Source organism: Nitratireductor aquibiodomus NL21 = JCM 21793 (genome assembly GCF_000615975.1).
GTDB lineage: Bacteria > Pseudomonadota > Alphaproteobacteria > Rhizobiales > Rhizobiaceae > Nitratireductor > Nitratireductor aquibiodomus.
In genome coordinates, this window is record NZ_BAMP01000022.1 from 1 (window position 1) to 23,886 (window position 23,886).

Here is a 23,886-nt window from a genome sequence, read left to right on the forward strand (position 1 = left end):
CGCCCGGCCGCCCTTGTGCCGCGCCAGGGGGCAGCGCCCCCAAGCAACCGGCCCGGCCAGAGCGAAGCGGAGGCCGGGGAGAAGATCTGATCGGGATACGTCCAGCCTGAAAACCGGAAAGTCGTGTATCTCGATCTCCTTGTTCCTTGAGAGGCGGCGGCCATGAGCAAAAAGAAGCCCCGCTCGGTTGAGCGGGGCAGTTCGGGGAGCCGGTCTTAGTCGCCGTTGCGGCGGGACCAGATGAGGTTGTGGGACTTTCCGTCCTCGGCTTCGACCAGGCTGGCATAGATCGGGGCCGGGAAGCTCGGATCGTCCAGCTTGACGCTGAGGTATTCGCGCTGCGTCTCGCGGGTGACCTTCTTCCAGGCTGCGCCGAACTCGGTAGCGCCGGCGAAGATGCGGAAGTCGGGGCCGCGCTCGCTATCGCCCTCGGTGGCGGTGAACTTCGCCTTGACGTTGAGGGTCAGGGTCTTGACCGCGCCGGTGAAGCCCGCGCCGTTCTCGTTCTTGGTGAAGGTGCCGATGGTTGCCATTGTCGTATTCCTTTTCCTGTCGGGCCGCACCATTGCGACCTCGATGGCGGTCGTTCGACCGGGGACGATCGGCCCCGCACCCCTTGGGGCTGGAACAAAGTGGAAGGCGGCTGGCGACGGCTTTTTTGTTTCGCGCTGCAAAGCCGAAGGCGGCGGAAAAAGCTGGCGACGGACGTTGCGGGAAGACGAGCGAGGCGAAGCCGGTCTTCGGTCAGACCTTGCCAGTCGAGGACGCGGATGGGGCGTCCGAACAGGAAATCAGACGGAATACGACAATGGCGACCGTCGTGTGCCTCGCCGGGATCGGGGACGGTGCTGCATGGGCTGCGCCGGTGCGGTCTTCCCTGATCCGACCGGCAAGGTGAGTTCGCCCTGTCGCCAGCGAGGGTGATAGCGGGTGTGGTCTCGTCTGACCTTCGCCGGTGCTGCCGGGTCCGGTGTGGCTGGAAGACCGCCTGCGGGGCGCTGCGCCATGCCTCGGCCAAGCGGACGGTCCGGGCGCTTTCTTGGCGCTGATCCGCCTGCCGGTCGAAGTCGAGCGCGGAAAGCCCAACCTCGTCGTAGTCCTGCCGTGGCGACTAGGACCAGCTCCCCGAATTGCCTTGTTCAACCGGGTGGGGCTTGCCGCGAAATGGCCGCCGCCGCCCTTGCGTTATGGGATTGAAGCCGAATGGCGGAAACGCGCCGAAGGCGTGGTTCCGGCGTAGCCGAAAGCCCGGCCCGAAGGGCAACGCCCTGTTCAGTGCCGTGCCGTCCACGGATCAATGACCGGAACACCTGCCGCATTGAAGGCGCTGGAATCGCGTGTGGCGACCGAAAAACCGTGAGCGGTTGCGATGGCGGCAATGTAGCCGTCCGGCGTGGGAAAGCCCTTACCAGCGCTGCGAGCTGCGACGGCCAGATTGGCATAGTGGTGGGCGGCTTCGGTATCGAAGGGCAGGATTCGACCATCGAACAGGGCAAGAAGCTCGTCCAGCGTGTCGGCGAGCTTCTGCTTGCGGCGTCCGTCCGGCAGCGCGGCGATACCGAACAGCAATTCCGCGACGGTGACGCTGGAAAGATAGAGAGTTTCGGCGGCCTGCTCGTCAAGCCAGTCGCGCACGGTGGGGTCCGGCTCCGGCTTCATTGCTTCGGAGACGACATTGGTATCCAGAACGATCATTCAAAGCTCATCGGCTTGGCGGGCGTCCTGTCTCGGGCCTGTTCCAGCGCCTCGAAATCGGCATTGGTCAGCCCGGCCTTGCGGCTCACCGCCGACAGGGCAGAGCCGATGCGCAGACGGTCGGCGGGGCGAACTGCCGCCTCCAGAATGTCGCGCATTTCGGCTTCGGCGCTGCGACCATGATGGGCCGCGCGCACCTTGAGGGCGCGGTGTGCCTCGTCTGACAGGTTGCGAATGGTAACGGCGGGCATTTGATGGCGTCTCCGGCGAAGTGATGGCGGTGCTATCAATATAGAGAATGTGCTATCGTCCGGCAAGGTGCGGCGACTATCTGGCGGGCTGACCGATGCCCGCCGCCAATCGCATCCATGCCGCTATGCCGACGCATCCACCCCCGACGATGCAGAAGATTTGTCGCCAGATTTCGGACGGCACGGCTTCCTTGGTGACGCCATGGACCAGCGCATAGCCTGCGACGGCGGCGGGAACGGCGAACACAAGCGCCACGATAAAGCGGATGGCGGGCGAGCGGATCGTCTCGAACAGGACCGCCAGGACGCCGAAGGCGACGCCAGCGGAGAACAGCCCGACCAGCCCCGCGCCGATCAAGCCCGAGCCGGTCTGATAGGCGAATTGCGCGGCTGTCAGCCCGAGCATGAAGGGCAGCGCATAAATAGCGAGCGTGTAGGCGAGGACGCAAAGAAGCGCGACCAGCGCAACACTCATGAACATCACGGCGACCATGATCTTTCACCTTTACCTTACTGCACCGCCTTTCGTGCAATCGTGACGATGACTGCTCACCATGGCGATGGTGCCTCTATGTCCTTGTCCTGTCGAGCCTGTTGGGGCTGACGGTCCTTGATTTGTCGAGGTCATCCGGCCGCGCGGCCGGATTTTTCCCGATGGAAGGCCGGGGCCGCTGGCGCGGCCCCGGTTCATCATCATTCCGCCGCGACGGCGAATGGCTCGTCTTCCATGGTCCCGGCGCTGTCGGCTTCCGGCATGGCGTCGGCCACGACGGGGGCCTGCGGCTGCTCGTCGGCCAACCACGCGGGCGGCTCGGTGCGCAGCGGGATCGGGAGCCAGCCGGTCCCGGCTAGAAGCTGCTCGGCCTTTTCCGCCATCTCCTGCTTCTTTTTGTCCGCGATCTGCTCGGCGGCGTCCTCGCCAACGGCTTCACGCACGGCGGCAAGGATTTGGGCCTTGGTGACGCGCCCGAGATAGGTCCGCACGGTAGGCGTCCAGTGCGCCGTCATGTCGAGCGCCACCGCCGTCGCCAGCCTGTCCGCCGTCTCGTGGGCGTGGCGCTTGTTCTGCTCCCACGGCAGTTTGAGGGCGTTGACGGTCTGCGCGGCGCAATGAGCGAACAACGCCATGACGCTGGCATGGTCCAGCCCGGCGATGAAGGCCCAAAGGTCCGCCACGTCGCGCGGCATGTCAGACGCCCATGCGGCATGACGATCCGCCAGTGCCTTCGCCGCTGCCGTGTCCTCGATGCCGTCCGCATGCCCGCCGAGGCTGGCGCTGATCGGGCGGATTTCGAGGCAATGGGCATCCCCGCCGCCGCGATAGAAGGTCTGCGCGGCGAGCGCATGGGTGACGGCGATCAAGGCCATGTCCGGCTGCTCGCCAAGGGCGAGACGCAGGGCAAGGGTGCGATGCGCGGTCAGGTCGCGGATGAGCGAATCCGACAGCGGCTTGCCGTCTTCCTCCGCTTCCTCGTCCTCGGTCTCAAGCGCGGAAACGTGGTTCCCGTCCTCGTCATGTTCGCCATCGTCCATGATTTCGCCATCGCGGTTGACGCGCACACCGTCGATGATGGTGCCGCCGTCCTGCGCTGCGGGTTCTTCCGGTTCCGGGGCTTCGTCCTCGGGCCGGATAAAACCCCGCTCGATGCGGGCTTCCCCATCGTAATTCAGGACCACGAAAACGCCGCCGCGCGCGATCTCATCGGGATCGTAGGCGTAGCGCTCGCCGCCGAACTTCTCGATTTCGGCTTCAAGCTCGGCAAAGCGCTTGTCCACATCGGGCGGCAAGTCCTCGCTCTTGTCTTCCCACTCCGCCGACAAGCGCTCAAGTTCCTCCTGCGCGGCATCGTGGGCGGCAATGTCTTCCTCGGTAAGCTCTACCTCGTGCGGATAGGTGCGGCGCATGCCGTGGGCGTGAGGCCAGTCGATATAGGCCGAAACCCATTTCCACCCCTCTGCCTCCTGAACCTCCGCAGCGATCCTTTCCAGCTTTTCCAGCACAAGCCGGTCCAGTAGCGCGGCGTCCTCATAGAAGCCGCCGCGATCCTCGGTGAACAGGTCGCGGATGATGTAGCCGCCAGCCTCCTTGTAGCTTCCGGGCCGATGAATACCGCGCGCCGATCCGAAGCCGCCACGTTGCAGGCGGTCAGGTTGCGGCGGATGATCACGGTTCCTTGTTGTGGGACAGGTTCTCAAAAACGTGTTCCTGCCGGGCATGGTCGTCGGTGATGGCGAACGCCTGCAACTGGTCCATGGTCAGCCCGCCGTCGCGGTAAACCTGAATCAGCTTGGGGCTGACGGCTCCAAGGCGAAGCCGCTGCTTCACCACATGCGCGGACGTGCCGAACCGGGCCGCGATTTCCTCCGCTCCCCATCCGCGATTTTCCGAAAGCTCGCGGAAGCGCTCGAACTCGTCGGCGGGGTGCAAGTCCTCGCGGTTGACGTTCTCGTCAAGGCTGATTTCCGCCGCATCGTTCGCGGTGTCGATCACGCAGCGGATCGGCTCGGTTTTCTTGATTTCCTTGCGCTTGGCGCGCAATAGCTGCGCCAGCCTGCGGCCTTCTCCGACGCTGACCAGATAGAAGCCGGTCGGCTCTCCGTCCGTAATCTCCGGCTCCACCACAAGGTTTTGCAGCATCCCCTTGGCGGCGATGCTCGCGGCCTTCCCCTCGATAGACGCCTCGCTGTGCGGGGTTTTCCGGGCGTTCTTCGGATGCTTCTTGAGCTTGTTGAGCGGGATGAAAACCGTTTCGCCATTTTCGGGAACGGTGATGGTCTTGGCATTGGTCGTCATGGTCTTTCTCCTAATGGCTTGGGTTGGAGCGCAGCGCTGCGCTGCAACCCTGGCCGTCGCCGAGACCGGGGGGTGCAAGGTGCAAGGGCGGCCGGGCGGAGGGGGATCACCCAGGCTGCACAAGCGGATCGAAGTCATGACGACAATGCGCAGCACGCATCCGCGCGGAAGGCTGGGGATACCGCCCGGCCGCCCTTGTGCCGCGCCAGGGGGCAGCGCCCCCAAGCAACTGGCCCGGCCAGAGCAAAGCGGAGGCCGGGCGCATCGACCGGATCAGGATATGGGAAGGTGGCTGGCCTGAAACCCTGCCATCCTGATCGCATCTTCATCTGGTGAACAAAGAGAGTAGTATGCCGATATTGTCAGTGTAGTTGGCGAGGCGGCTTCGCCATGACCGAAGAACGCAATCGGGAGATTCTAAGACGCGGCGAGCTGGTGAGACCTTTCCGGCCCTTGCGCGGGATTACCAGATCTCGCGGGAACGTGTGCGCCAGATAGTCGAGCGAGAGGACAGGAAGGAACAGCGCCAGACTGAATTGGCCGAGGCCGACAGCCGCCCGGATCAACCGAACCCTCTGCATCTGGAACCGCATGAGCGAAGAATCCTTGCCGAGTTTTGCGGCAAGGCGGAGTTCACGCCGGATGATGTCCAGGAGCGCGGCTTCTGGCGAGGCAATCTCCGTTGCGATGACAGGGCGTGGCGCGCAATCGTGAAATGGATGGCGCTCACCGGTAAAAAACCCATAAAGCCGCCGGGCATGTGGACGATTGAGGAGTGGCAACAGCACGATTTTGGTCGTGCGCGTAGGCGCTCGTAAACGGATGCAATCCGCCTATTCAGGTTTGCAGAACAGCGTCCGAAACAGTCGCTCCGACCGCTCCGCACCTTCATCGGTCAAGATGACGGATTTCGCCTTGCTGACTGGATTGCCGATGTAGCCCTTTTCGTGCAGCCGGTTCATGGCGTCCCAATCGAAGCCCTTCCAAGCGCGTCCGTCGCGGTCGAGCGACAGGAACAGCAGGGCTAAGATTGCATCGTCAATCTTTTCCTTGTCGATTTCCATCTGCCGATACCTCGCAGCGTTCCAAGATGTTTGTCACGCACAAAAGATCGGCGGCGCTTTAAACGCCGTCAATCTCGTGCAAAGGTCTATTTAGTAGGGTCATGGAGGGCGATGGAGTAGACATAGTTCTCATCGCTATCTCGCATGTCCCGCCATTCATTTCCCCCGGCTTCTCATTTCCCTGAATGGCGGCAAAGAGCTCGCTCTTTTCTAGTGGCGATTATTTTCCTTTTATTTCAATTAGTTGGCCTGCACTTGTGCGCATCGAAGCCGCGGCCGGCTCTGATTTCTCATGATTCTGACTGGAGGTCAGAACATGAAACTCAAGAGCCTTCTGATTGGCTCCGCAGCTCTCGCAGCTGCTGCAACCGGCGCCAAGGCGGCCGACCCGATCGTCGTCCCCGAGCCGGAGCCGATGGAATATGTGCGCGTTTGCGACGTCTACGGCGCAGGCTTCTTCTACATCCCCGGCACCGAGACCTGCCTGAAGATCGGCGGCATGGTCCGTTACCAGATCAACTGGGATGAGAACGACGACGGCTGGAACAAGTACGCTCGCGGTGAGCTGAACATCGACGCCCGCTCCGAGACCGAGTACGGCACGCTTGGCGCGTTCATCAAGTTCCGCGCAACCAGCAACAACGCTGGCTACACCCCGGCCGGTTCGGCAACGCCGTGGGCGACCACCGCTGGTCCGCTTCCGGCAGCTGGCGTCAACGATGGTGACGCACTGTCGCTTGGCGTGGGTTCGAGTGTTGGCCTTCAGCAGGCGATCATCTCGCTTGGTGGCCTCTCCATGGGTCTCTCTGACACGCTTTACGACGCTGGCCTCTCCGGCGAGTTCGACAGCGGCGGTGGCGATCGCGTTCACTTCATCAGCTACACCTTTGTTGCAGGCAATGGCGTTACCGCAACGCTCGCTCTTGAAGAAGCCGATAGCAACTACGACTACACGCCGAACTTCGTCGGTAAGGTCGGCATCGCTCAGGGTTGGGGTTCTGCTGACCTCTGGGCAGCTTACGACGCGACCGCTGAAGAGTTCGCGCTTAAGGCAATCGTGAAGGCTAACCTGACTGATCGTCTGTTCGCCGAAGCAATCGCCACGTATGAGAGCGGCATCAACTTCTACTCGACCGATCCGTTCAACGTGACTGGAACGGGCATCCCGTCCACGATCCGTTTCGGTTCGGAGTGGTCCGTGGGTGGCCTCATTGGCTACAAGTTCACGCCGAAGCTGAAAGCTTCTATCGGTGCTCAGTACTACGACAATGTCGGCAACGACTTTGTTTCCTCGGTTGTGGGTGGCGACGTGAACTTCCTGAGCGCAGGCGTCACGGTCGACTACGAGATCGTCGAGAATTTCGACGCGAAGCTCGCTGTCAACTACGGAAAGCTCGACACGCCGGCTGGCAATGTCGACAACTGGAGCGGCTTCGTTCGCTTCCAGCGCAACTTCTAAGATGCGCGGTTAGAAAAAAATACGGAACCCGGCGGAGAGATCCGCCGGGTTTTGGCTTTGAAGACATCGCTGGTAGCGGGCGTCATAGGCGCAAATGCTTCGGGTGACAGGGTTTAGCGAGGTCTTCAGTCAGGCTCTCTCAAGGGCGAGTTCGTCACATTTTTTGAAAACTCCAGGAAGGAGAAACCATAACCCGCCGTCAGGGGCTCATCAGGGCGGGGCCATAAGTAAGTGAAAAAATGCTTTTTTTTCTGGACTGGCCTAAGTCACGAGTGCTAGTCCCCTTAGCCGGGGATATGACTAGCTTGGGGAAATCGAGAATTTTTATCTCGAAGGGGTGGTTCACAACTCAGAATTTTACCGAACACGCATTTGACATAAACGCCCGGGACGTGACCTGACATGGGGGCGGTCAATAGTCCTGGTAGCGAGTGGGGCCTCTCGAGGTCGCGCTATTCCGTCACGTTCGGTAGCGAGCATTTGCGTCTCGTTTCTGAGTACAGTTTAAAAGAACTCTTCACAAAGTATGGGGACATACTTTGGGAACCTGGCACGCATAAATACAATGTCACCTTCTTCATCGGTGAGCTTGATGAGCTCTTGATGGGGAAACGATTCAGTGCGTTCGAGCAGAGTCTGCTCGATGAACTGATCGGCAAACTGCGCGCCCGCGGAAACAGCAATGCGACCATCAATCGAAAGATGGCCGCGCTGAGCAAGCTTCTGCGGAAAGCGCATAAGATGGGTGACATTCACAGCCTGCCGGAATTCCGGCGCCAGAAAGAGCGCTCCGGGCGCATAAGGTTCCTTTCCTGCAGCGAGGAGGAAATGCTGTTCGCGGCAATCCGCCGGCGCAGCGAGGATGCCTGGCGGCTTTCGGTGTTTCTGGTCGATACGGGCTGTCGTCTCGGCGAGGCCATTGGCCTTACCTGGAACGACGTGCGGGACGGGCGTGCGAGCTTCTGGATCACCAAGTCGGCACGTGCCCGATCGGTACCATTGACAAAACGTGCTCAGGAGGTCTCGAACCTTCCCAGAAATGGGGAAAAGGGCCCGTTTGCAATGCTTCGGCAGGCGCAGTACCGCACGATCTGGAACGAGGCGAAGGCGGAGATTGGGCTGTCACAGGACACCCAGGTGGTGCCGCATGTTCTACGCCACACCTGCGCATCCCGTCTTGTTCAGGGCGGCATCGATCTGCGCCGCGTGCAGATGTGGCTCGGTCATCAGACACTGACCATGACCATGCGCTACGCGCATCTGGCAACAGGCGATCTGGACCCCTGCGTGGGCGTTCTCGAACGTTGCTCCAAAACGGCCACCGCTAAGCAGGCATAGCCTTGCGGCCATGCCTTGCCGCTGTTGTGGGAGAAAATCTGGTCCTGCCCGCCGAAACGGCGGGCAGGCACCCTGGCTCGTCCGGGTTCAGGCTGATTTTTCCGCACGCCTGATGAAGGCGGCAATCTCTTTCGGCAGCGCTCCCGTTTCCAGAAGCGGGGCATGGCCCTGACCGGCGACCACGATCTGTTGCATTGTCGGGTGGCGTGCGGCCATCTCCTCAAGTGTTCGGCTGGAAAGCAGGCGGGAGTTTTCGCCGCGAATTGCCAGCACCGGAGTTGCCTTCAGCCTTCAAACAGCGGCCAGAGTGCGGGAAGGGGTGTGTCGAGGTCGATCGCTTTCAGCGGCTTTAGTAGTTTGGGATCGAAATCGGCGCGCAGGCGCCCTTTCTCTTCTCTGTAAAGCGCCTCGGTAAAACGCCACCAGTCTTCATCGTCGAGGGCCGGGAACGCTTCTCCGTGAATGGCCTTCTGGATTTTGACCGCCTCGGCCATCGTACCGGGTTTGGGCGCGCGCTGCAGATAGGCGCGGATCTGGGCGAGCCCGTCTCCCTCCACCACCGGGCCGATGTCGTTTAGCACCACGGCTTTCATGAGGGTGGGGCGTGCGCCGGCCAGGGCCATGATGATCAGCCCGCCACGCGACGTGCCGATGAAGGCCGCATGTTCCACCCCAAACGCGGCAAGGCCGGAAACGATGTCAGCGGCTTCCACCGTCACGTCATAGCGTCGCCAGTCCGGGTCGTTGTCGGAGAGGCCGCGTCCGCGATAATCGAAGGCGATCACCTTCCGCGGGGTGGTGGCGTCGGTGGAGAGCTTTTCGGCAAGGGCATGAAAATCGCGGGCATTGCGTGTCAGGCCGGGCAGGCAGACCACCGGCAGGCCGGGATTGGCTTCGCCATAGAGGCGGGCATGCAGCTTCAGGCCATCCTGCGCTGAATAGAAGACATCGCGAAAGCCGCGCTCAGGCATCATATCCTCCAGAGACGTCCCGCATCAGCCAGGACGTCCCGTATCAGTTGTCTCCACGCCTCGGGCACAGAGGATTTTAGTATCAGGCAGGTGCACCTGACGTCCGCACATGTGCGGTGAAACGATGCCCCGGTCAACGATAGCCGGGTCATGGGGCGGGCAACTCAATCAGCTTCCTGCGGAAATATCCGCAACAATGTCGAACTGGCCGGTAAGACGCATTTTGTAGATCTGCAGGTTCTCCATCACCCTTTGAACATAGTTTCGCGTCTCCGAATAGGGAATGCGTTCGATCCAGTCCACAATGTCTTCCACCGGCTTCCCGCGCGGATCGCCGTAGCGCTCCATCCATTCGGCCGCGCGGCTCGGTCCGGCGTTGTAGCCGGCGAAGGTGAGAATATAGGAACCGTTGAACCGCGCGAGCTGTTCTTCCAGATAGGCCGCCCCCAGGGTTGCGTTGTAGGTTGCATCGGTTGTGAGGCGCGCCCGCGAATAGGGAAGGCCGCTCTTGCGCGCCATCTCCCGTGCCGTCGCCGGCATGAGCTGCAGCAGGCCGCGCGCGCCGGCCGGTGAAACCGCCGCTGGATTGAACTCGGTTTCCTGCCGGGCAATCGCATAGGCGAGCGCCTGGCGGGTGGAAGGGATGGCGGCGGCTACGGGTATGGCACCCACCGGGTGTGCCAGTGCGCCGATGTCGAGCCCCCGGCCTGCCGCAATCTTGCCGACCCGCAGGGCGGTCGTGTAATCGCCGCGCGCCTCGGCCATCCGGGCGAGCAGGGTCAGTTCGCCGGGCCTGTCCAACGTCTCTGCCAGTTTTCGATAAAGGCTGCCTGCGCGCCAGACATGGTTGGTCTTCTCCAGGCTCTGGATTGCACGCACCATTTCGCGGGCGGAAAAATGGCGGCGGTCTTCGTCGTCGGGTTCCGGCGCATCGGCTGCAAGCGCGGCGCGACCGAGCCTTGCTGTCGCCAGTTGCCCGTAGAACGTTGCACCGAAGCGGGCAGCCTCTTCATAGGAGGCGGTTGCATCCCCCGGAGCACCGGCCTCCACCGCCCGCCCCAGCCAGTAATTCGCCCGCGCATTCGAGATCGGGCCCTCGGCAATTTCCGCAATGCGGGCGAAATGCGGCGCGGCCTTCCGGGCGTCCTTCAGGGCGCGCAGCGCATACCATCCCGCGTGAAACTCCGCGTCGGCGGCGCGTGAGGGGCTTTCTGCCGAGTGGGCAGCCGCCACCCTGTAGGCCGTCTCCGCATCGCCGGTGTCGAGCAGTTCGCGCGAGAGCACGCGCCGTTCCACCCACCATTCGTCCGGATCGATCAGGCTTTCCGCATCCCGCGGCGCGGTCAGCATCAGCCTGGCAGCTTCATCGAAGCGCCCGGCACGGCGCAGGAAGCGTGTCCTGGCAAAGATATATCCGGCGCTGCGTTCCGCCTCGGGCACCGCGTCGAGCAGGTTTTCCGCACTCCTGTCACCACGAATAACCGCCGCCCATGCCTTTGTCAGGGCCGCGCCGCCGGCGCGTTCCGCAACCCGTTCGGCCGAACGCACCCGCGTGTCATACAGCATCTGCTCCATGCGCACCCGGTGGTCGGTCCTAGAAAGCAGATCATCGAATGTCTCCAGAAAGGCTGTTTCACCCGTCGCATCGAGTTTTGCCTTTCGCCAGAATCCGGAGACAAGCGCGCGCGCCTTTTCCTCTTCTCCCAAAGCTGCATAGGACCTGGCGAGCACCATCGTGCCCTCGAGGGTTCTGGGCTCCGTGTCGCCAAGCAGGCTCACCACCACCTGAGGTCGCTGCTTCTCGCGGTAGAGCGCGCGCTCGGCATGCTCGCGCAGTGTCAACATGCCGGGCCAGTCGCCAAGCTCCCTGGCGATGGCCGCAATTTCGCCGCTCGAGAATGTGTCGCTCGCCGAAAGCGCCATGGCCCAGGTCAGAATTCGCCGTTCGAGACTGTCTTCCTTCATGTGGTTGCGAAGGGTGCGCGCGGTCGCCGGATCGCTGAGCGAGAGCGCATCGAGCCCCGCGATCAGGGCGCGTTCGTTGGCCGATTGTCCGCCCTGGCCGTCCATCACATTCGGGCGAACGGCGGCGGTGTTTGTCAGCGCGTTGATGGCGGCTGCAGGCGAGTTGACCGCGTCGGGGCGTGCGAAAGGGATCGGGCCCATGTCCGGCAGGGCCTGCGCATGCGCGAGTGGCGAGACTGAAAGAAGAAGCAGCGAAGCAAGCGCAGCCTTTGTCGTCATACACAAACGTCCCGAACGTTGGACCCTTTGGGCAGCAGGAGCTGCTTCCAGAACAGGCAATATCGTTTCACGATGGCGCAGAGCCTGCGGATACTGGCGTAACACACCATCTTTGCAGGATTCTTGCGGGCAAGAGATGGCAAGACTATGGTGCGCCGCCTGATCTTCGGTTAGAAGCATCCGGCGCCGGCCTGGGCTGGCAGCAAACCATCAATTTCATTCAGGAGTTCGACATTATGTTCAGGGGGTCTCTCACAGCGCTTGTGACACCGTTTGCCAGGGATGGCAGCCTGGACAAAAAAGCGTTCCGCGAACTCGTTGAATGGCAGATTGCAGAAGGCAGCAGCGGGCTGGTGCCCGTTGGTACGACCGGCGAATCCCCGACGCTCACGCATGAGGAGCACCGCGAGGTTGTCCGGATATGCGTCGAGGCGGCTCAGGGGCGCGTTCCGGTCATCGCCGGTGCAGGCTCCAATTCGACCCGTGAGGCAATCGCGCTGGCAAAGTTTGCCGAAGAAGTGAAGGCCGACGCGGCACTGGTGGTCACACCCTACTACAACAAGCCGACGCAGGCAGGGCTCTATGAGCATTTCGCGGCTGTAGCCCGTGCCACGAGTTTGCCCATTATTATCTACAATATCCCCCCGCGTTCCGTGATCGACATGACACCGGAGACCATGGGGCGTCTGGCGAAGGACTTTTCCAACATTGTCGGCGTGAAGGACGCGACGGCGAAGGTGGACCGGGTCTCCGAGCAGCGCATGACCTGCGGCAAGGATTTCATCCAGCTTTCCGGCGAGGACGCTTCCGCGCTGGGCTTCAATGCGCATGGCGGGGTGGGCTGCATCTCGGTGACAGCCAATGTCGCACCGCGCCTGTGTGCCGAGTTCCAGGCGGCCACGCTCGCCAATGACAAGGAAAAGGCGCTTGAGTTGCAGGATCGGCTGATGCCGCTGCACAAGGCGATTTTCATCGAGCCAGGGCTTTGCGGTGCAAAATACGCATTGTCTCGTCTCGGCCGGGTCGAGAACACCGTGCGTTCGCCGCTTGTGCCGATCGAGGCCTCGACTGCGGAGCGCATCGACGCTGCCATGCAGCATGCAGGGCTGCTGAACTGACGCATTTTGCAGCCGGGCAGGGCACCTGGCGTCGCACAAATGCGGTGAAACGAACGGGCGGCTCTTCTGCCGTCCCAGGGAAAGCGGAAGTGCCACGGCGCTTCCGCCGCATTTGGAACTGATGGCAAAAGACAAGAATCCCAACGTCAAGACGATTGCCGAAAACCGTAAGGCGCGCTTCTCCTATGAGGTGCTCGATACGCTGGAAGCCGGCCTCGTCCTGACAGGAACCGAAGTGAAATCGCTGCGCGACGGTCACTCGAACATCCAGGAGGCTTATGCTTCCATCGAGGATGGCGAGTGCTGGCTGATCAATTCCTATATTCAGGAGTATTCCGCCGGAAACCGCTTCAACCACGAGCCCCGCCGCAGGCGCAAGCTGCTGGTGTCCAAGCGCGAGCTGTCGCGCCTGGCCCAGTCGATCGAGCGCGAAGGCATGACGCTCGTGCCGCTCAGGCTCTATTTCAATGCGCGTGGGCTTGCGAAACTTCAACTCGCCGTGGCGCGCGGCAAGAAGCTGCACGACAAACGCGAGACGGCCAAGAAACGCGACTGGAACCGGGAAAAAGCAAGGCTCCTGAAGCAGCACGGCTGAAGAGGCGCAGGGCGCCGCGCCGCTATCGGACTCTATTTGTCCAGAAACGCGTGTATATCACGGAAAACGCTCACGAACATCTCTTCCGTCAGACGGCCGGTGTTCGTGTTGTAGCGTGAGCAGTGATAGCTCGAGAAAATGGCAAGTCCGGCAAGCTCCTGATGCCCGCCATGTGTGAAGGGATGGGCTGCAACGCGCCCGCCGAGCGCCCGAACGGTTGACTGATGGGCGATCACGCCAAGCGTGAGCACCGCTCTGAGATTCTTGAAGCGCTTCAGCGTCGGCGCAAAGAAGTGCTGGCGGCAGGTGTTGATCTCGGCGCCCACTGGCTTGTTCTCCGGCGGAACGCAGCGCACGGCGTTGATGATCGCCGTATCAACGAGGGACAGGCTATCATCCGGCCGGGCTTCGTAGCTGCCCCTGGCGAAGCCGAACGTCTTCAGCGTGCTGTAAAGAAGGTCTCCAGCGTAATCGCCGGTGAAAGGACGTCCCGTCTTGTTGGCGCCGCGAAGCCCCGGCGCCAGGCCGACGATGAGAAATGCGACGGCGTCATCGCCTCCTTCGGGCAGGAAGGTGGGAACGGGCGCATTGTGCCATTCGGGTTCGCGGGCGCGCCAGTCGGCAATGAACTGGTGAAGGCGCGGGCAAAGTGGGCAGTCGCGCGGCGGCTCGGTTTCACGCGCCGAAACAGGTATCATAGATCGTCGAAGGTCTCGTCTGCGTCGTCTTCGGGTTCCACCTTGCGGGAAGGCCGTTCGCTTGTTGCACGGCCGATTTCCTCGCGCAATGACGAGAGGTCGATGAAATTGTCCGCCTGCCGGCGCAGATCGTCGGCGATCATGGGCGGCTGGGACTGGATGGTCGATACGACGCTCACCTTGCGGCCCTTGCGCTGCAGGGCCTCAACCAGCGTGCGGAAATCGCCATCGCCGGAGAAGATTACATAGTGGTCGACCACGTCGCTGAGTTCCAGCGCGTCGATCGCCAGCTCTATGTCCATATTGCCCTTGATCTTGCGGCGCCCGGCCGAGTCGGTGAATTCCTTGGCGGGCTTGGTAACGACCTTGTAGCCGTTGTAGTCAAGCCAGTCGATCAGCGGGCGAATGGAGGAATATTCCTGATCTTCCACAAGGGCCGTGTAGTAGTAGGCACGCAGAAGGTAACCGCGTTCCTGGAAGCTGCTCAGGAGCTTCCTGTAATCGATGTCAAATCCTAAGGCTCTCGAAGTGGCATAGAGATTGGCACCATCGATGAAGAGAGCAATTTTTTCCCGCGGATCGAACATCGTCAAAATTCCTGTTTCAAATAAACGTTCAGCGCTCAAATGAGAGGCTCCGGGCCGAAAATCGACCAAAAAGCCATCTCTTATGAGGAAATAGCGCTGGAATATGATTGTTCCAACCAATATATAAATTCGTCACAAATACAAGCGCGCGAGACGCAGGCTGCGCCGCCATCGCCACGCCCCATTTCCGTGTTGATCGGAGAGCGGGCGTTGAGCGTTGGCCTTGAATTTTGCGATGTGGCAGGCTATTGACGCGCTGGATTTCCTTGCAGATTTACGCATGAAAGGGGCACTGAATGGCCCGTGTGACCGTTGAAGACTGTATCGACAAGGTCGATAACCGCTTTGAGCTCGTGCTTCTGGCCGGCCATCGCGCCCGTCAGATTTCGCAGGGTGAGGCGATCACCGTCGACCGCGACAACGACAAGAACCCTGTCGTTGCGCTGCGCGAGATTGCCGATGAAACCCTGTCGCCTGGCGATCTCAAAGAAGATCTGATCCATTCGCTGCAGAAGCATGTCGAGGTGGACGAGCCCGAGGCTGACCTGCCCGAGATCAGCGAGCCGGCCGCCGCTTCCGCCGAAGCCGGTGCCGATCAGCCGGAGGAAGAGATTTCCTTCGACCGCATGAGCGAGGAAGATCTGCTTGCCGGTATCGAAGGCCTCGTTCCGCCGGAAAAAAGCGACGATTTCTGATCGATACGGATGTTCGGCGCGGCATTCTCTTCCTTGCCGAAACATTCTTGCCTATCTTAAACATGCGCCGTGAATTTCGCGGCGCATGTTTTGCTTTGCGTAGATAACAACAACAAAAACGAGGAAGCCGCCCATGATGCGTCAATACGAGCTTGTCGAGCGTGTCCAGCGCTACAAGCCGGACGTCAATGAGGCGCTACTCAACAAGGCTTATGTCTACGCAATGCAGAAGCACGGCCACCAGCGCCGTGCCTCCGGCGATCCGTATTTCTCGCATCCGCTGGAAGTTGCCGCTATCCTGACCGACATGCATCTGGACGAGGCGACGATCGCTGTCGCCCTGTTGCATGACACCATTGAGGACACCAGCGCCACGCGGGACGAGATCGACGAGCTGTTCGGTCCGGATATCGGCAAGCTGGTTGAAGGGCTGACCAAGCTGAAGCGTCTCGACCTCGTGTCGAAGAAGGCGCACCAGGCGGAAAACCTGCGCAAACTCCTGCTGGCCATCTCGGAGGATGTCCGCGTCCTTTTAGTGAAACTCGCGGACCGCCTGCACAATATGCGCACGCTCGACCATGTTCCCGAGCACAAAAGGCTGCGCATCGCCGAAGAGACGATGGACATCTATGCGCCGCTCGCCGGACGCATGGGCATGCAGGATATGCGCGAAGAGCTCGAGGAACTGGCCTTCCGGCATATCAACCCGGAGCTTTCCGCGCGGTCACCGAGCGGCTTGCCGAGTTTTTCGAGCGCAATCGTGGGGTCATCAAGGCCATTGAGGAGGCGCTGTCGCATCTCTTCGCCGAACATCAGATAGAGGCGACGGTAAAGAGTCGTCAGAAGAAGCCCTGGTCGGTGTTCCGCAAGATGGAGACCAAGGCGCTTTCCTTCGAGCAACTGTCCGACATTTTCGGCTTCCGCGTGCTCGTCGACAGCATCGAGGACTGCTATCGCGCCCTTGGGGTCATCCATTCCACTTGGTCGATGGTGCCGGGCCGGTTCAAGGACTACATCTCCACCCCCAAGCAGAACGACTACAGGTCGATCCATACGACGATCGTCGGCCCGTCGCGCCAGCGTGTCGAACTGCAGATTCGCACCTATGACATGCACGGCATTGCCGAATACGGCGTGGCGGCCCATTCGATCTACAAGGATTTCGGCGGCAAGGTGAACGGCGCGGATCACCGTATCTCGCGTGACACCAATGCTTATGCGTGGCTGAGGCGCACCATCGAGGCGCTTTCCGAAGGCGATACGCCCGAAGATTTTCTGGAGAACACCAAGCTGGAACTGTTCCAGGACCAGGTGTTCTGCTTCACGCCCAAGGGGCGGCTGATCGCGCTTCCACGTGGCGCAACGCCCATCGACTTTGCCTATGCGGTTCACACCGAGGTGGGCGACACCTGTGTGGGCGCAAAGGTCAATGGCCGCATCATGCCGTTGATGACCGAGCTGAAGAACGGCGACGAGGTGGAGATCATCCGTTCCAAGGCGCAGGTGCCGCCGGCGGCCTGGGAATCGGTCGTGGTCACGGGCAAGGCGCGCGCCGCCATCCGCCGCGCGACACGAAACGCGATCCGCAAACAGTATTCAGGCCTTGGCGCGCGTATTCTTGAGCGAGCCTTCGAGCGCGCAGGCAAGAGTTTCTCCCGCGACGGCCTCAAGCCGGTTCTCCACCGCCTTGGGCGTCAGGATGTGGAGGATGTTCTGGCGGCGGTCGGGCGCGGCGAACTTTCGTCGCAGGATGTCGTGCGCGCGGTGTTTCCCGACTACAAGGACGAACGCGTGACACAGGCGCCGAAGGAGCGCGAGGAGGGCTGGTTCAATCTGCGCAATGCCGCCGGCATGCTGTTTCAGATTCCCGGTCGCTCGTCGCGCAAGGCCAAGCGTGCCAAGGAAAGCGCTGCCCCATCGGACAAAGGGGTAGGGGGCGCTCTGCCGATCCGTGGCGTTTCGGGTGATCTGCCCGTCAGTTTCGCTCCCGAAGGCGCGGTGCCCGGGGACCGAATTGTGGGCATTCTCCATCCGGGGTCGGGCATCACCATCTATCCAATCCAGTCGCCGGCGCTGACCGCCTTCGACGACCAGCCGGAGCGCTGGATAGACGTGCGCTGGGACATCGACGAGAACACGAAGGAGCGGTTCCCCGTCCGCATGTCCGTCACAGCCATAAACGAACCTGGCTCGCTGGCGGAAATCGCGCAGGTGATTGCGTCGAACGACGCCAACATTCACACGCTCGCCATGGAGCGAACCGCTCCTGATTTCACCGAGATGCTGTTCGATCTCGAGGTCTGGGACCTAAAGCACCTGACCCGCCTCGTCTCACAGCTGAAGGAAATCAGCTGCGTAAGCGACGCACATCGGGTGAATGGCTAGGGTCCTGACCCTGGCAGCTGTGCCGAAAGCACGGCCCGTCCGGATCCGTGCCATCGGCAGATCGAAGTGCTGTTTCGTCCGAAATGAGTAGCCCGGGAACGACCAGGATAAGTTGACCCCTTGAGGGTCCGGCGCCCAACATCCTGAATGCACAGTGGTCAGAAACACCAGTCTTTGGAGTTATTGAGAGGTGGATTAGCCGCTCTCACTCTGATCGCCCTTGTGCTGTTTCCTTTTGGTGGTGTGCACATGCACGTGACCCCGCCAGCCGCTGCGGCGGATATCTCCTCCAGTCACGCCGTTTCCCACACGCAGGATCACGCACACGAACACGGCAATGAGCATGGCGACGAGGCGCACGGCAGCACGGGGTCTGCCGATACGGAATGCTGTATGGCCCACTGCATGCCGATTGACAGCCTGAAGCATGAAATCATGGTCCATGCGCGGTTTGACGCCTGTTTCGCTGCGGGGCCCATGGCTGCACTCTGTTCCAATCTGGTGGAAAAGCCGCTCAAGCCTCCACGCAAAAAGCTCTCCTGAACCGTCCGGTCATATTCGCCGGCCACGTCGGCTCCCGATGCGTCCTGCATCGGAAGCGGGCGCTGCCAGCATGACGGGCGCACGCTACTCATGTTCAAGAGAGGCTGAAATGAAAACCTTACTGCATTTCGATGGCGGCAGGATCAAGCGTTTTGCCCGACCGTGGCACTCGGCCCTGTCAAAGGTCCACCTGGTGGCCCGTCGCGCGGAACTGACCGGAGCATATCCCGATCGCGAAAGCGCTGTAAGCGCCGCACCCCGCTGGGCTTTGACCGATTACGATCATGAAGACGTGGTTCCGGTTGCGCTCGACAAGATGAGCAGGATCATCGACTGGGACTATCCAGTCATGTTCTGGCTCGAGCGGGAATTGCGGGCGCGGGCAGGTCGCCGGGTTCGCCTGCTGGACGCCGGCGGGCATGTTGGCACGAAATATCGCGCTTTCCGCGAGCTGCTCGATCTTTCAGGCGTGCAATGGCAGGTCTATGAACTGCCGTCCATGGTGAAAGCCGGCCGGGCCATGGCGCGCGCCGAGGGTCTCGGTCCGGAACTTTCCTTTTGCGACAGCTTTTCCGAGATCAGGAAAGCCGAGATACTGCTGTGTTCCGGGCTGCTGCAATATCTGGACATTCCGTTCGCGGACTTTGTCGACAGACTGCCCGAGCGGCCGCAGGTGATTCTCCTGAACAAGGTGGCACTGCGGGAAGGTCCGTCCGTCTATACGCTGCAGCGCGGCGGGCCGACCTTCCTGCCTTACCACATTCGCAACAAGAACCGGTTTCTCGCGGACCTTGACGCACTTGGCTATCGCATTGTGGACAGCTGGTGCATTCAGTACCTGGCTCACAGAGTTGCGAGCCATCCCGAACTGGGCTGGAGCGAGAGCCGTGGATATATGCTGCTGCGCAAGGATCTGGCGCTTGGCGATCGAATACCTGCCGAGCCTTCAATGGCGAAAGCGGGTTAGGCCAGGCGCCCAAATTCCGCCGCTTCATGTGAATAGCTCTATCGTGTTTCCTGCTTTTGTAGCCGGAAACACGATTATTAACCCGTTTCCCTTGCCCCGTCCGACCGAGCTTGCCTATATCGAACCAGAGACATGTCCCAGGGAACCCGTCGTTAAGAAAACGGGCTCTAGGATTCTGTCGGCAGGGGGAAGCCTGGTTGCTGTTGGGGGTGCTTCGTAGTCGCTATGTTGTTTCGACGTAGAAAACCGGCGGATCTATGGGAGAGGACGCGGACCATGGTCTGGCCGCGTCGCTCGTTCTGGCGATCCGCACAATATTTCGTCAAGCGTGTCCTGCGTTTGACAGCGACGCCGCACGCCATCGCTGCAGGCATCGCTGCCGGTGTGTTCGCGTCGTTCACGCCCTTCATGGGATTCCACTTCTTCATCGCGGCCGGTCTGGCATGGTGTATCGGCGGAAACCTCGTCGCTTCGGCCATTGGCACCGCTGTCGGCAACCCGCTGACATTCCCATTCATCTGGGGGGCGACACTGGAAACGGGGCGTCTCATCCTCTATGGGCGAGAGCTCTCGCACGGTGCCCCCATACATCTGGGCAAGATGCTGCGCCACCTGGAGTTTTCCCAGCTCTGGGAGCCGGTCATCAAGCCGATGTCCGTTGGCGCACTGCCCCTGGGCATTTTCTTCGCCCTGGTGTTCTACTTCGTGACACGCTGGGCGACATTCACCTTCCGCGAGCAGCGCCGCAAGCGTCTCGCCGAGCGGGCACGCCGCAAGGCCGGCCGGCAAGCCTTCGACGCAAGGACCGCGACGAGTTCATGATTATCGGAATTGGAAGCGACCTGATCGACATCAGACGAATCGCCAAAACGCTTGATCGCTACGGAGCGCGCTTCACGCAGCGTGTCTTTACGGAGATCGAACGGACCAAGTCCGACAGGCGCCGTGAGCGCGCCGCCTCTTATGCGAAGCGCTTCGCCGCCAAGGAGGCATGCTCCAAGGCGCTTGGCACAGGCATCTCGCGTGGCGTCTTCTGGCGCGAAATGGGGGTCGTCAATCTTCCCGGCGGCAAGCCGACAATGGAGCTGTCGGGCAAGGCCAGGGCGAGGCTTGAGGGCATGACACCTTCAGGCATGAAAGCGCTGGTTCATTTGACCATCACTGACGACTATCCCCTGGCTCAGGCATTTGTGATCATCGAGGCGGTTCCCGACAACGGAAACTGACGCCGAAAACTGCGCAAGGGTTGTGCTGTCGCATTGCCGCCGCCTTTCTGGCGCGATAAGACCGAGCCGAAACACTCGAACCGAGGACATGATGAGCGTGGCTGACAAGACAAAGAAGAAATCGGGCGGCGTGGGCGAAACCGTCAATGTGATTGTCCAGGCGCTTATCCTCGCGCTGGTTATCCGCACCTTCCTGTTTCAGCCATTCTCCATTCCGTCCGGTTCCATGCGCCCGACCCTGCTTGAGGGCGATTATCTGTTTGTCACCAAATGGGCCTATGGCTATTCGCGTCATTCTCTTCCGTTCTCGCCGCCGCTCTTTTCTGGCCGTATCTGGGGTTCCGAACCTGAGCGCGGCGACGTGGTCGTCTTCAAGTTTCCGCCCAATCCTTCCATCGACTATATCAAGCGCGTGGTCGGGATGCCGGGCGACAAGATTCAGATGCGGGAGGGTGAGCTCTACATCAACGACAAGACCGTGGAGCGCGAGAAGATCGGCCAGATCGACGATCCCGACATTACCGAGATGGACCGGCCGGTGGACGTCTACCGGGAGACGCTGCCCAACGGCGTTTCCTACGAGACGCTGGACCTGACGGCGAACGGCATTGGCGACAACACGCGCGAGTTCATCGTGCCCGAGGGGCATTACTTCATGATGGGCGACAATCGCGACAACTCCGCCGACAGCCGTTTCTCGGTCGGTTTCGTGCCGGCTGAAAACCTTGTCGGACGCGCCAACATCATCTTCTTCTCCATCGCCGGTGGCGCAAGCCCGCTGGAAATCTGGCGCTGGCCTTCGGAAGTGCGCCCGTGGCGCATCTTCGACTGGGTCGACTAGAGTTTGCGTGGATCATGACTGCCAAGCGCCTGCGTGGCCCCCAGTTAGTCAAAGCGGTCGCCGATTGCACCGGATTTGAATTCACGAATGCCGCGCTTGTCGAAGAGGCAATGACACATGCCAGCGCGCGGAGCCGCTCGGGTTCCGATTACCAGCGGCTTGAGTTTCTCGGCGACCGTGTGCTGGGGCTTGCTGTTGCCGAACTGCTCTATGAGAGCTTCCCCAAAGCGCCCGAAGGCGAACTCTCCGTGCGGCTCAACGCGCTCGTCAATGCCGAGACGCTGGCAGAGGTCGCCGACGAGTTGAAGATCAGTCCGCTTATCCATATGGGCAGCGACCTGCGCGGTGCTGCGACCCGCAAGCAGATCAACCTGCGTGCCGATGTGATGGAAGCCCTGATCGCGGTGGTATACCTTGAAGGCGGCATCGAGCTGCGCGTGCCTTTGTGCGCCGTCACTGGCGTGAGCGTGCGCAGGCCGAAGGGGCCGATCGCCGCGATCCGAAAACCGCCCTGCAGGAATGGGCGCATCAGGTTGCCGGCGTCACGCCAGGCTATACTGTTGAAGACCGGCAGGGACCTGACCATGATCCGGTTTTTTCCGTAACCGTCAGGATCACCGGATATGAGCCCGCGCACGGCAGGGGCCGTTCCAAACGCGAGGCGGAACAGGCCGCCGCCACCGGCATGCTGGAGCGGGAAGGCGTGTGGCAGAGCAATGAGAGCACATCATGAGTGAAGACGTTCCCGCAGCCGGCGCACAGGGCGAGACCCGGTCCGGCTTTGTGGCATTGATCGGCGCCCCCAATGCGGGCAAGTCGACGCTTCTTAATCAGCTTGTCGGTGCCAAGGTGTCCATCGTCACCCACAAGGTGCAGACGACACGTGCCATCGTACGTGGCATCGCAACCCACGAAAACGCGCAGATCGTGTTCATCGACACGCCAGGCATCTTCAATCCCCGCCGCACGCTCGACCGCGCCATGGTCACGACCGCCTGGGGCGGGGCCAAGGACGCCGACATCGTGGCGCTGCTGATCGATGCGGAGCGTGGCATCAAGGGCGATGCCGCCGCCATTCTTGAGAAGCTCAGGGACGTGGCGCAGCCAAAATCCTGATCCTCAACAAGATCGACCGGGTAAAGCGCGATTCCCTGCTGGAGCTCGCCGCCCGGGCCAATGAAGCGGTGGGGTTTGAACGCACTTTCATGATCTCGGCGCTGCAGGGGTCGGGCTGTGACGATCTCCTCGCCCATCTTTCCGAAACGCTTCCAGCGGGCCCCTGGTACTATCCAGAGGACCAGCTATCCGATCTGCCGATGCGTCAGCTCGCGGCGGAAATCACGCGCGAAAAGCTCTTCCTGCGCCTGCACCAGGAACTGCCCTATGCGATCCACGTTGAAACCGAGAAATGGGAAGAACGCAAGGACGGCTCCGTGCGCATCGACCAGGTGGTCTATGTGGAACGCGACAGCCAGAAGAAAATCGTGCTCGGTCACAAAGGCTCGGCCATCCGTGCCGTGGGGCAGGCCGCCCGTGAGGAACTGGCGGGAATCCTCGAACAGAAGGTCCATCTCTTTCTGTTCGTGAAGGTGCGCGAGGGCTGGGGCAACGACCCTGAACGCTTCCGCGAAATGGGGCTTGAATTCCCAGGTTGAGGGAAGGACAGTGACCTGATGGAATGGCGCGATGAAGGGATCATTCTGGGCGCCAGAAAGCATGGCGAAACGAGCGTCGTCCTGGAAACGATGACGGCGGCTCATGGCCGGCATCTCGGCCTTGTGAAAGGCGGCCGGTCGCGCCGCATGCAGCCACTTCTCCAGCCGGGAAATCGCGTTGATCTGGTCTGGCGCGCCCGCCTTGAAGAGCATCTGGGCACGTTTCAGGTCGAACCGCTGGAGTTGAACGCCGCGCGCCTTCTGGCCTCGGCGCTGGCCATCCACGGCATACAGCTTCTGGCCGCCCATCTGCGCCTGATGCCCGAGCGCGACGCCCATGCAGGGCTTTATGAGACCCTCAAAGTAATCACTGCGCATCTGGATGAGCCCGAGATCGCCGGGCCGCTGATGGTGCGCTTTGAACTGGCACTGCTCGACGAGCTGGGATTCGGGCTCGATCTCACGCAATGCGCGCTGACGGGCAGCCGCGAAAGCCTTGCCTATGTGTCGCCGAAATCCGGCCGTGCGGTGACCGAAGAAGCCGGCGCTCCCTGGCGCAACAGACTTCTGCCGCTACCGCGCTTTCTGACAGTGAAGGCGCGGATGGAGACGCCGCCCGATGCGCTTGAGGACGCTTATCGTCTGACCGGGTTTTTCTTCCACCGAAACGTGTACGAACCGCGCGGGATGGACGAGCCCGCTGCGCGCGGCGGTTTTCTGGCGGCACTCGCCCGCAGCGCCGAGGACGCGGCCGGTTGAA

The 23,886-nt window shown here is 61.4% G+C and carries 23 protein-coding genes and 4 pseudogenes; 17 read left to right on the forward strand and 10 right to left on the reverse strand.

The features are described 5' to 3' along the window. Positions 1–215: 215 nt before the first annotated feature. Complete coding sequence (locus JCM21793_RS08345) at positions 216–533, reverse strand: DUF736 domain-containing protein (protein WP_025030088.1); 318 nt, start codon at positions 531–533, stop codon at positions 216–218. A 506-nt stretch (positions 534–1,039) separates the two neighbouring features. Between JCM21793_RS08345 and JCM21793_RS08355 the strand changes: the two genes are divergently transcribed. After that, entirely contained in the window at positions 1,040–1,240 is a 201-nt protein-coding gene (locus tag JCM21793_RS08355) for a hypothetical protein (protein WP_155983401.1), read from the forward strand. Between the two features lie 32 nt (positions 1,241–1,272). On the opposite strand, the gene JCM21793_RS08360 is transcribed toward JCM21793_RS08355, so the two are convergent. From JCM21793_RS08360 to JCM21793_RS24860, 4 genes and pseudogenes are all read right to left on the reverse strand, one after another. Next, on the reverse strand, positions 1,273–1,695 hold the full coding sequence (locus JCM21793_RS08360) for a type II toxin-antitoxin system VapC family toxin (RefSeq protein ID WP_025030091.1): 423 nt from the start codon (positions 1,693–1,695) through the stop codon (positions 1,273–1,275). Next, on the reverse strand, positions 1,692–1,946 hold the full coding sequence (locus JCM21793_RS08365; protein ID WP_025030092.1) for a FitA-like ribbon-helix-helix domain-containing protein: 255 nt from the start codon (positions 1,944–1,946) through the stop codon (positions 1,692–1,694). Before JCM21793_RS08365 ends, JCM21793_RS08360 begins: the two co-directional genes overlap by 4 nt. A gap of 76 nt (positions 1,947–2,022) precedes the next feature. Then, positions 2,023–2,439, reverse strand: a complete 417-nt coding sequence (locus tag JCM21793_RS08370) for a hypothetical protein (protein WP_025030093.1) — start codon at positions 2,437–2,439, stop codon at positions 2,023–2,025. Positions 2,440–2,639: 200 nt separating this feature from the next. Continuing rightward, a pseudogene (locus JCM21793_RS24860) lies at positions 2,640–4,740 on the reverse strand (ParB/RepB/Spo0J family partition protein). 536 nt (positions 4,741–5,276) lie between these two features. On the opposite strand from JCM21793_RS24860, the gene JCM21793_RS08380 reads away from it, so the two are divergent. After that, positions 5,277–5,558 (forward strand): hypothetical protein, encoded by a 282-nt coding sequence (locus JCM21793_RS08380; protein WP_155983402.1) that lies wholly within the window; start codon positions 5,277–5,279, stop codon positions 5,556–5,558. 15 nt (positions 5,559–5,573) lie between these two features. Here JCM21793_RS08380 and JCM21793_RS08385 read toward each other — a convergent pair whose 3' ends face one another. Further along, a complete protein-coding gene (locus JCM21793_RS08385) occupies positions 5,574–5,804 on the reverse strand; it encodes a DUF6429 family protein (RefSeq protein ID WP_025030095.1) in 231 nt (76 codons plus the stop codon). 316 nt (positions 5,805–6,120) lie between these two features. Between JCM21793_RS08385 and JCM21793_RS08390 the strand changes: the two genes are divergently transcribed. Both JCM21793_RS08390 and JCM21793_RS08395 read left to right on the forward strand, forming a co-directional pair. Beyond that, positions 6,121–7,263 carry a porin gene (locus JCM21793_RS08390; protein ID WP_025030096.1) on the forward strand — a complete coding sequence of 381 codons (1,143 nt, stop codon included), beginning with the start codon at positions 6,121–6,123 and terminating at the stop codon, positions 7,261–7,263. Between the two features lie 402 nt (positions 7,264–7,665). After that, positions 7,666–8,601, forward strand: coding sequence for a tyrosine-type recombinase/integrase (locus JCM21793_RS08395; protein ID WP_081784668.1), 936 nt, complete (start codon positions 7,666–7,668; stop codon positions 8,599–8,601). Positions 8,602–8,688: 87 nt separating this feature from the next. On the opposite strand, the pseudogene JCM21793_RS24865 reads toward JCM21793_RS08395, so the two are convergent. After that, positions 8,689–9,575, reverse strand: a pseudogene (locus JCM21793_RS24865) (alpha/beta fold hydrolase). Between the two features lie 165 nt (positions 9,576–9,740). Further along, positions 9,741–11,816 carry a lytic transglycosylase domain-containing protein gene (locus JCM21793_RS08405; protein WP_025030098.1) on the reverse strand — a complete coding sequence of 692 codons (2,076 nt, stop codon included), beginning with the start codon at positions 11,814–11,816 and terminating at the stop codon, positions 9,741–9,743. A gap of 236 nt (positions 11,817–12,052) precedes the next feature. On the opposite strand from JCM21793_RS08405, the gene dapA reads away from it, so the two are divergent. Together dapA and smpB are read left to right on the forward strand one after the other, a co-directional pair. Beyond that, positions 12,053–12,934, forward strand: a complete 882-nt coding sequence (gene dapA, locus JCM21793_RS08410) for a 4-hydroxy-tetrahydrodipicolinate synthase (RefSeq protein WP_007008477.1) — start codon at positions 12,053–12,055, stop codon at positions 12,932–12,934. Positions 12,935–13,055: 121 nt separating this feature from the next. Beyond that, on the forward strand, positions 13,056–13,529 hold the full coding sequence (gene smpB / locus JCM21793_RS08415) for an SsrA-binding protein SmpB (RefSeq protein WP_007008478.1): 474 nt from the start codon (positions 13,056–13,058) through the stop codon (positions 13,527–13,529). A 32-nt stretch (positions 13,530–13,561) separates the two neighbouring features. Here the strand turns inward: smpB and JCM21793_RS08420 are convergent, their stop codons facing one another. Both JCM21793_RS08420 and JCM21793_RS08425 read right to left on the reverse strand, forming a co-directional pair. Beyond that, positions 13,562–14,227 (reverse strand): uracil-DNA glycosylase, encoded by a 666-nt coding sequence (locus JCM21793_RS08420; protein WP_025030099.1) that lies wholly within the window; start codon positions 14,225–14,227, stop codon positions 13,562–13,564. Next, positions 14,224–14,814, reverse strand: coding sequence for a LabA-like NYN domain-containing protein (locus tag JCM21793_RS08425; protein WP_007008480.1), 591 nt, complete (start codon positions 14,812–14,814; stop codon positions 14,224–14,226). The genes JCM21793_RS08420 and JCM21793_RS08425 overlap by 4 nt, the downstream gene beginning before the upstream one ends. Before the next feature lie 296 nt (positions 14,815–15,110). Here JCM21793_RS08425 and rpoZ point away from each other — a divergent pair, with 296 nt between their 5' ends. The 11 genes and pseudogenes from rpoZ to recO all read left to right on the forward strand — a co-directional run bounded on the left by rpoZ (position 15,111) and on the right by recO (position 23,885). Continuing rightward, positions 15,111–15,509: a DNA-directed RNA polymerase subunit omega gene (rpoZ, locus tag JCM21793_RS08430; protein ID WP_007008481.1), complete on the forward strand. Its 399-nt coding sequence runs from the start codon at positions 15,111–15,113 to the stop codon at positions 15,507–15,509. A gap of 133 nt (positions 15,510–15,642) precedes the next feature. After that, positions 15,643–16,329 (forward strand): HD domain-containing protein, encoded by a 687-nt coding sequence (locus tag JCM21793_RS31435; protein WP_370671632.1) that lies wholly within the window; start codon positions 15,643–15,645, stop codon positions 16,327–16,329. Positions 16,330–16,379: 50 nt separating this feature from the next. Continuing rightward, on the forward strand, positions 16,380–17,894 hold the full coding sequence (locus JCM21793_RS24870) for a RelA/SpoT family protein (protein WP_370671633.1): 1,515 nt from the start codon (positions 16,380–16,382) through the stop codon (positions 17,892–17,894). 249 nt (positions 17,895–18,143) lie between these two features. Then, positions 18,144–18,437 (forward strand): hypothetical protein, encoded by a 294-nt coding sequence (locus tag JCM21793_RS29450; protein WP_025030100.1) that lies wholly within the window; start codon positions 18,144–18,146, stop codon positions 18,435–18,437. A gap of 109 nt (positions 18,438–18,546) precedes the next feature. Next, a complete protein-coding gene (locus JCM21793_RS24880) occupies positions 18,547–19,404 on the forward strand; it encodes a methyltransferase, TIGR04325 family (RefSeq protein ID WP_025030101.1) in 858 nt (285 codons plus the stop codon). A 225-nt stretch (positions 19,405–19,629) separates the two neighbouring features. Next, entirely contained in the window at positions 19,630–20,226 is a 597-nt protein-coding gene (locus JCM21793_RS08450) for a DUF2062 domain-containing protein (RefSeq protein WP_025030102.1), read from the forward strand. Then, positions 20,223–20,630 carry a holo-ACP synthase gene (gene acpS / locus JCM21793_RS08455; protein WP_007008487.1) on the forward strand — a complete coding sequence of 136 codons (408 nt, stop codon included), beginning with the start codon at positions 20,223–20,225 and terminating at the stop codon, positions 20,628–20,630. The genes JCM21793_RS08450 and acpS overlap by 4 nt, the downstream gene beginning before the upstream one ends. Positions 20,631–20,721: 91 nt before the next feature. Further along, positions 20,722–21,471 carry a signal peptidase I gene (gene lepB / locus JCM21793_RS08460; RefSeq protein WP_025030103.1) on the forward strand — a complete coding sequence of 250 codons (750 nt, stop codon included), beginning with the start codon at positions 20,722–20,724 and terminating at the stop codon, positions 21,469–21,471. Positions 21,472–21,485: 14 nt separating this feature from the next. Next, positions 21,486–22,204: pseudogene (gene rnc, locus JCM21793_RS24885) on the forward strand (ribonuclease III). Next, a pseudogene (gene era, locus JCM21793_RS24890) lies at positions 22,201–23,126 on the forward strand (GTPase Era). The pseudogenes rnc and era overlap by 4 nt, the downstream one beginning before the upstream one ends. An 18-nt stretch (positions 23,127–23,144) precedes the next feature. After that, positions 23,145–23,885: a DNA repair protein RecO gene (gene recO / locus JCM21793_RS08475; protein ID WP_025030104.1), complete on the forward strand. Its 741-nt coding sequence runs from the start codon at positions 23,145–23,147 to the stop codon at positions 23,883–23,885. The last annotated feature ends 1 nt before the right edge of the window (position 23,886 follow it).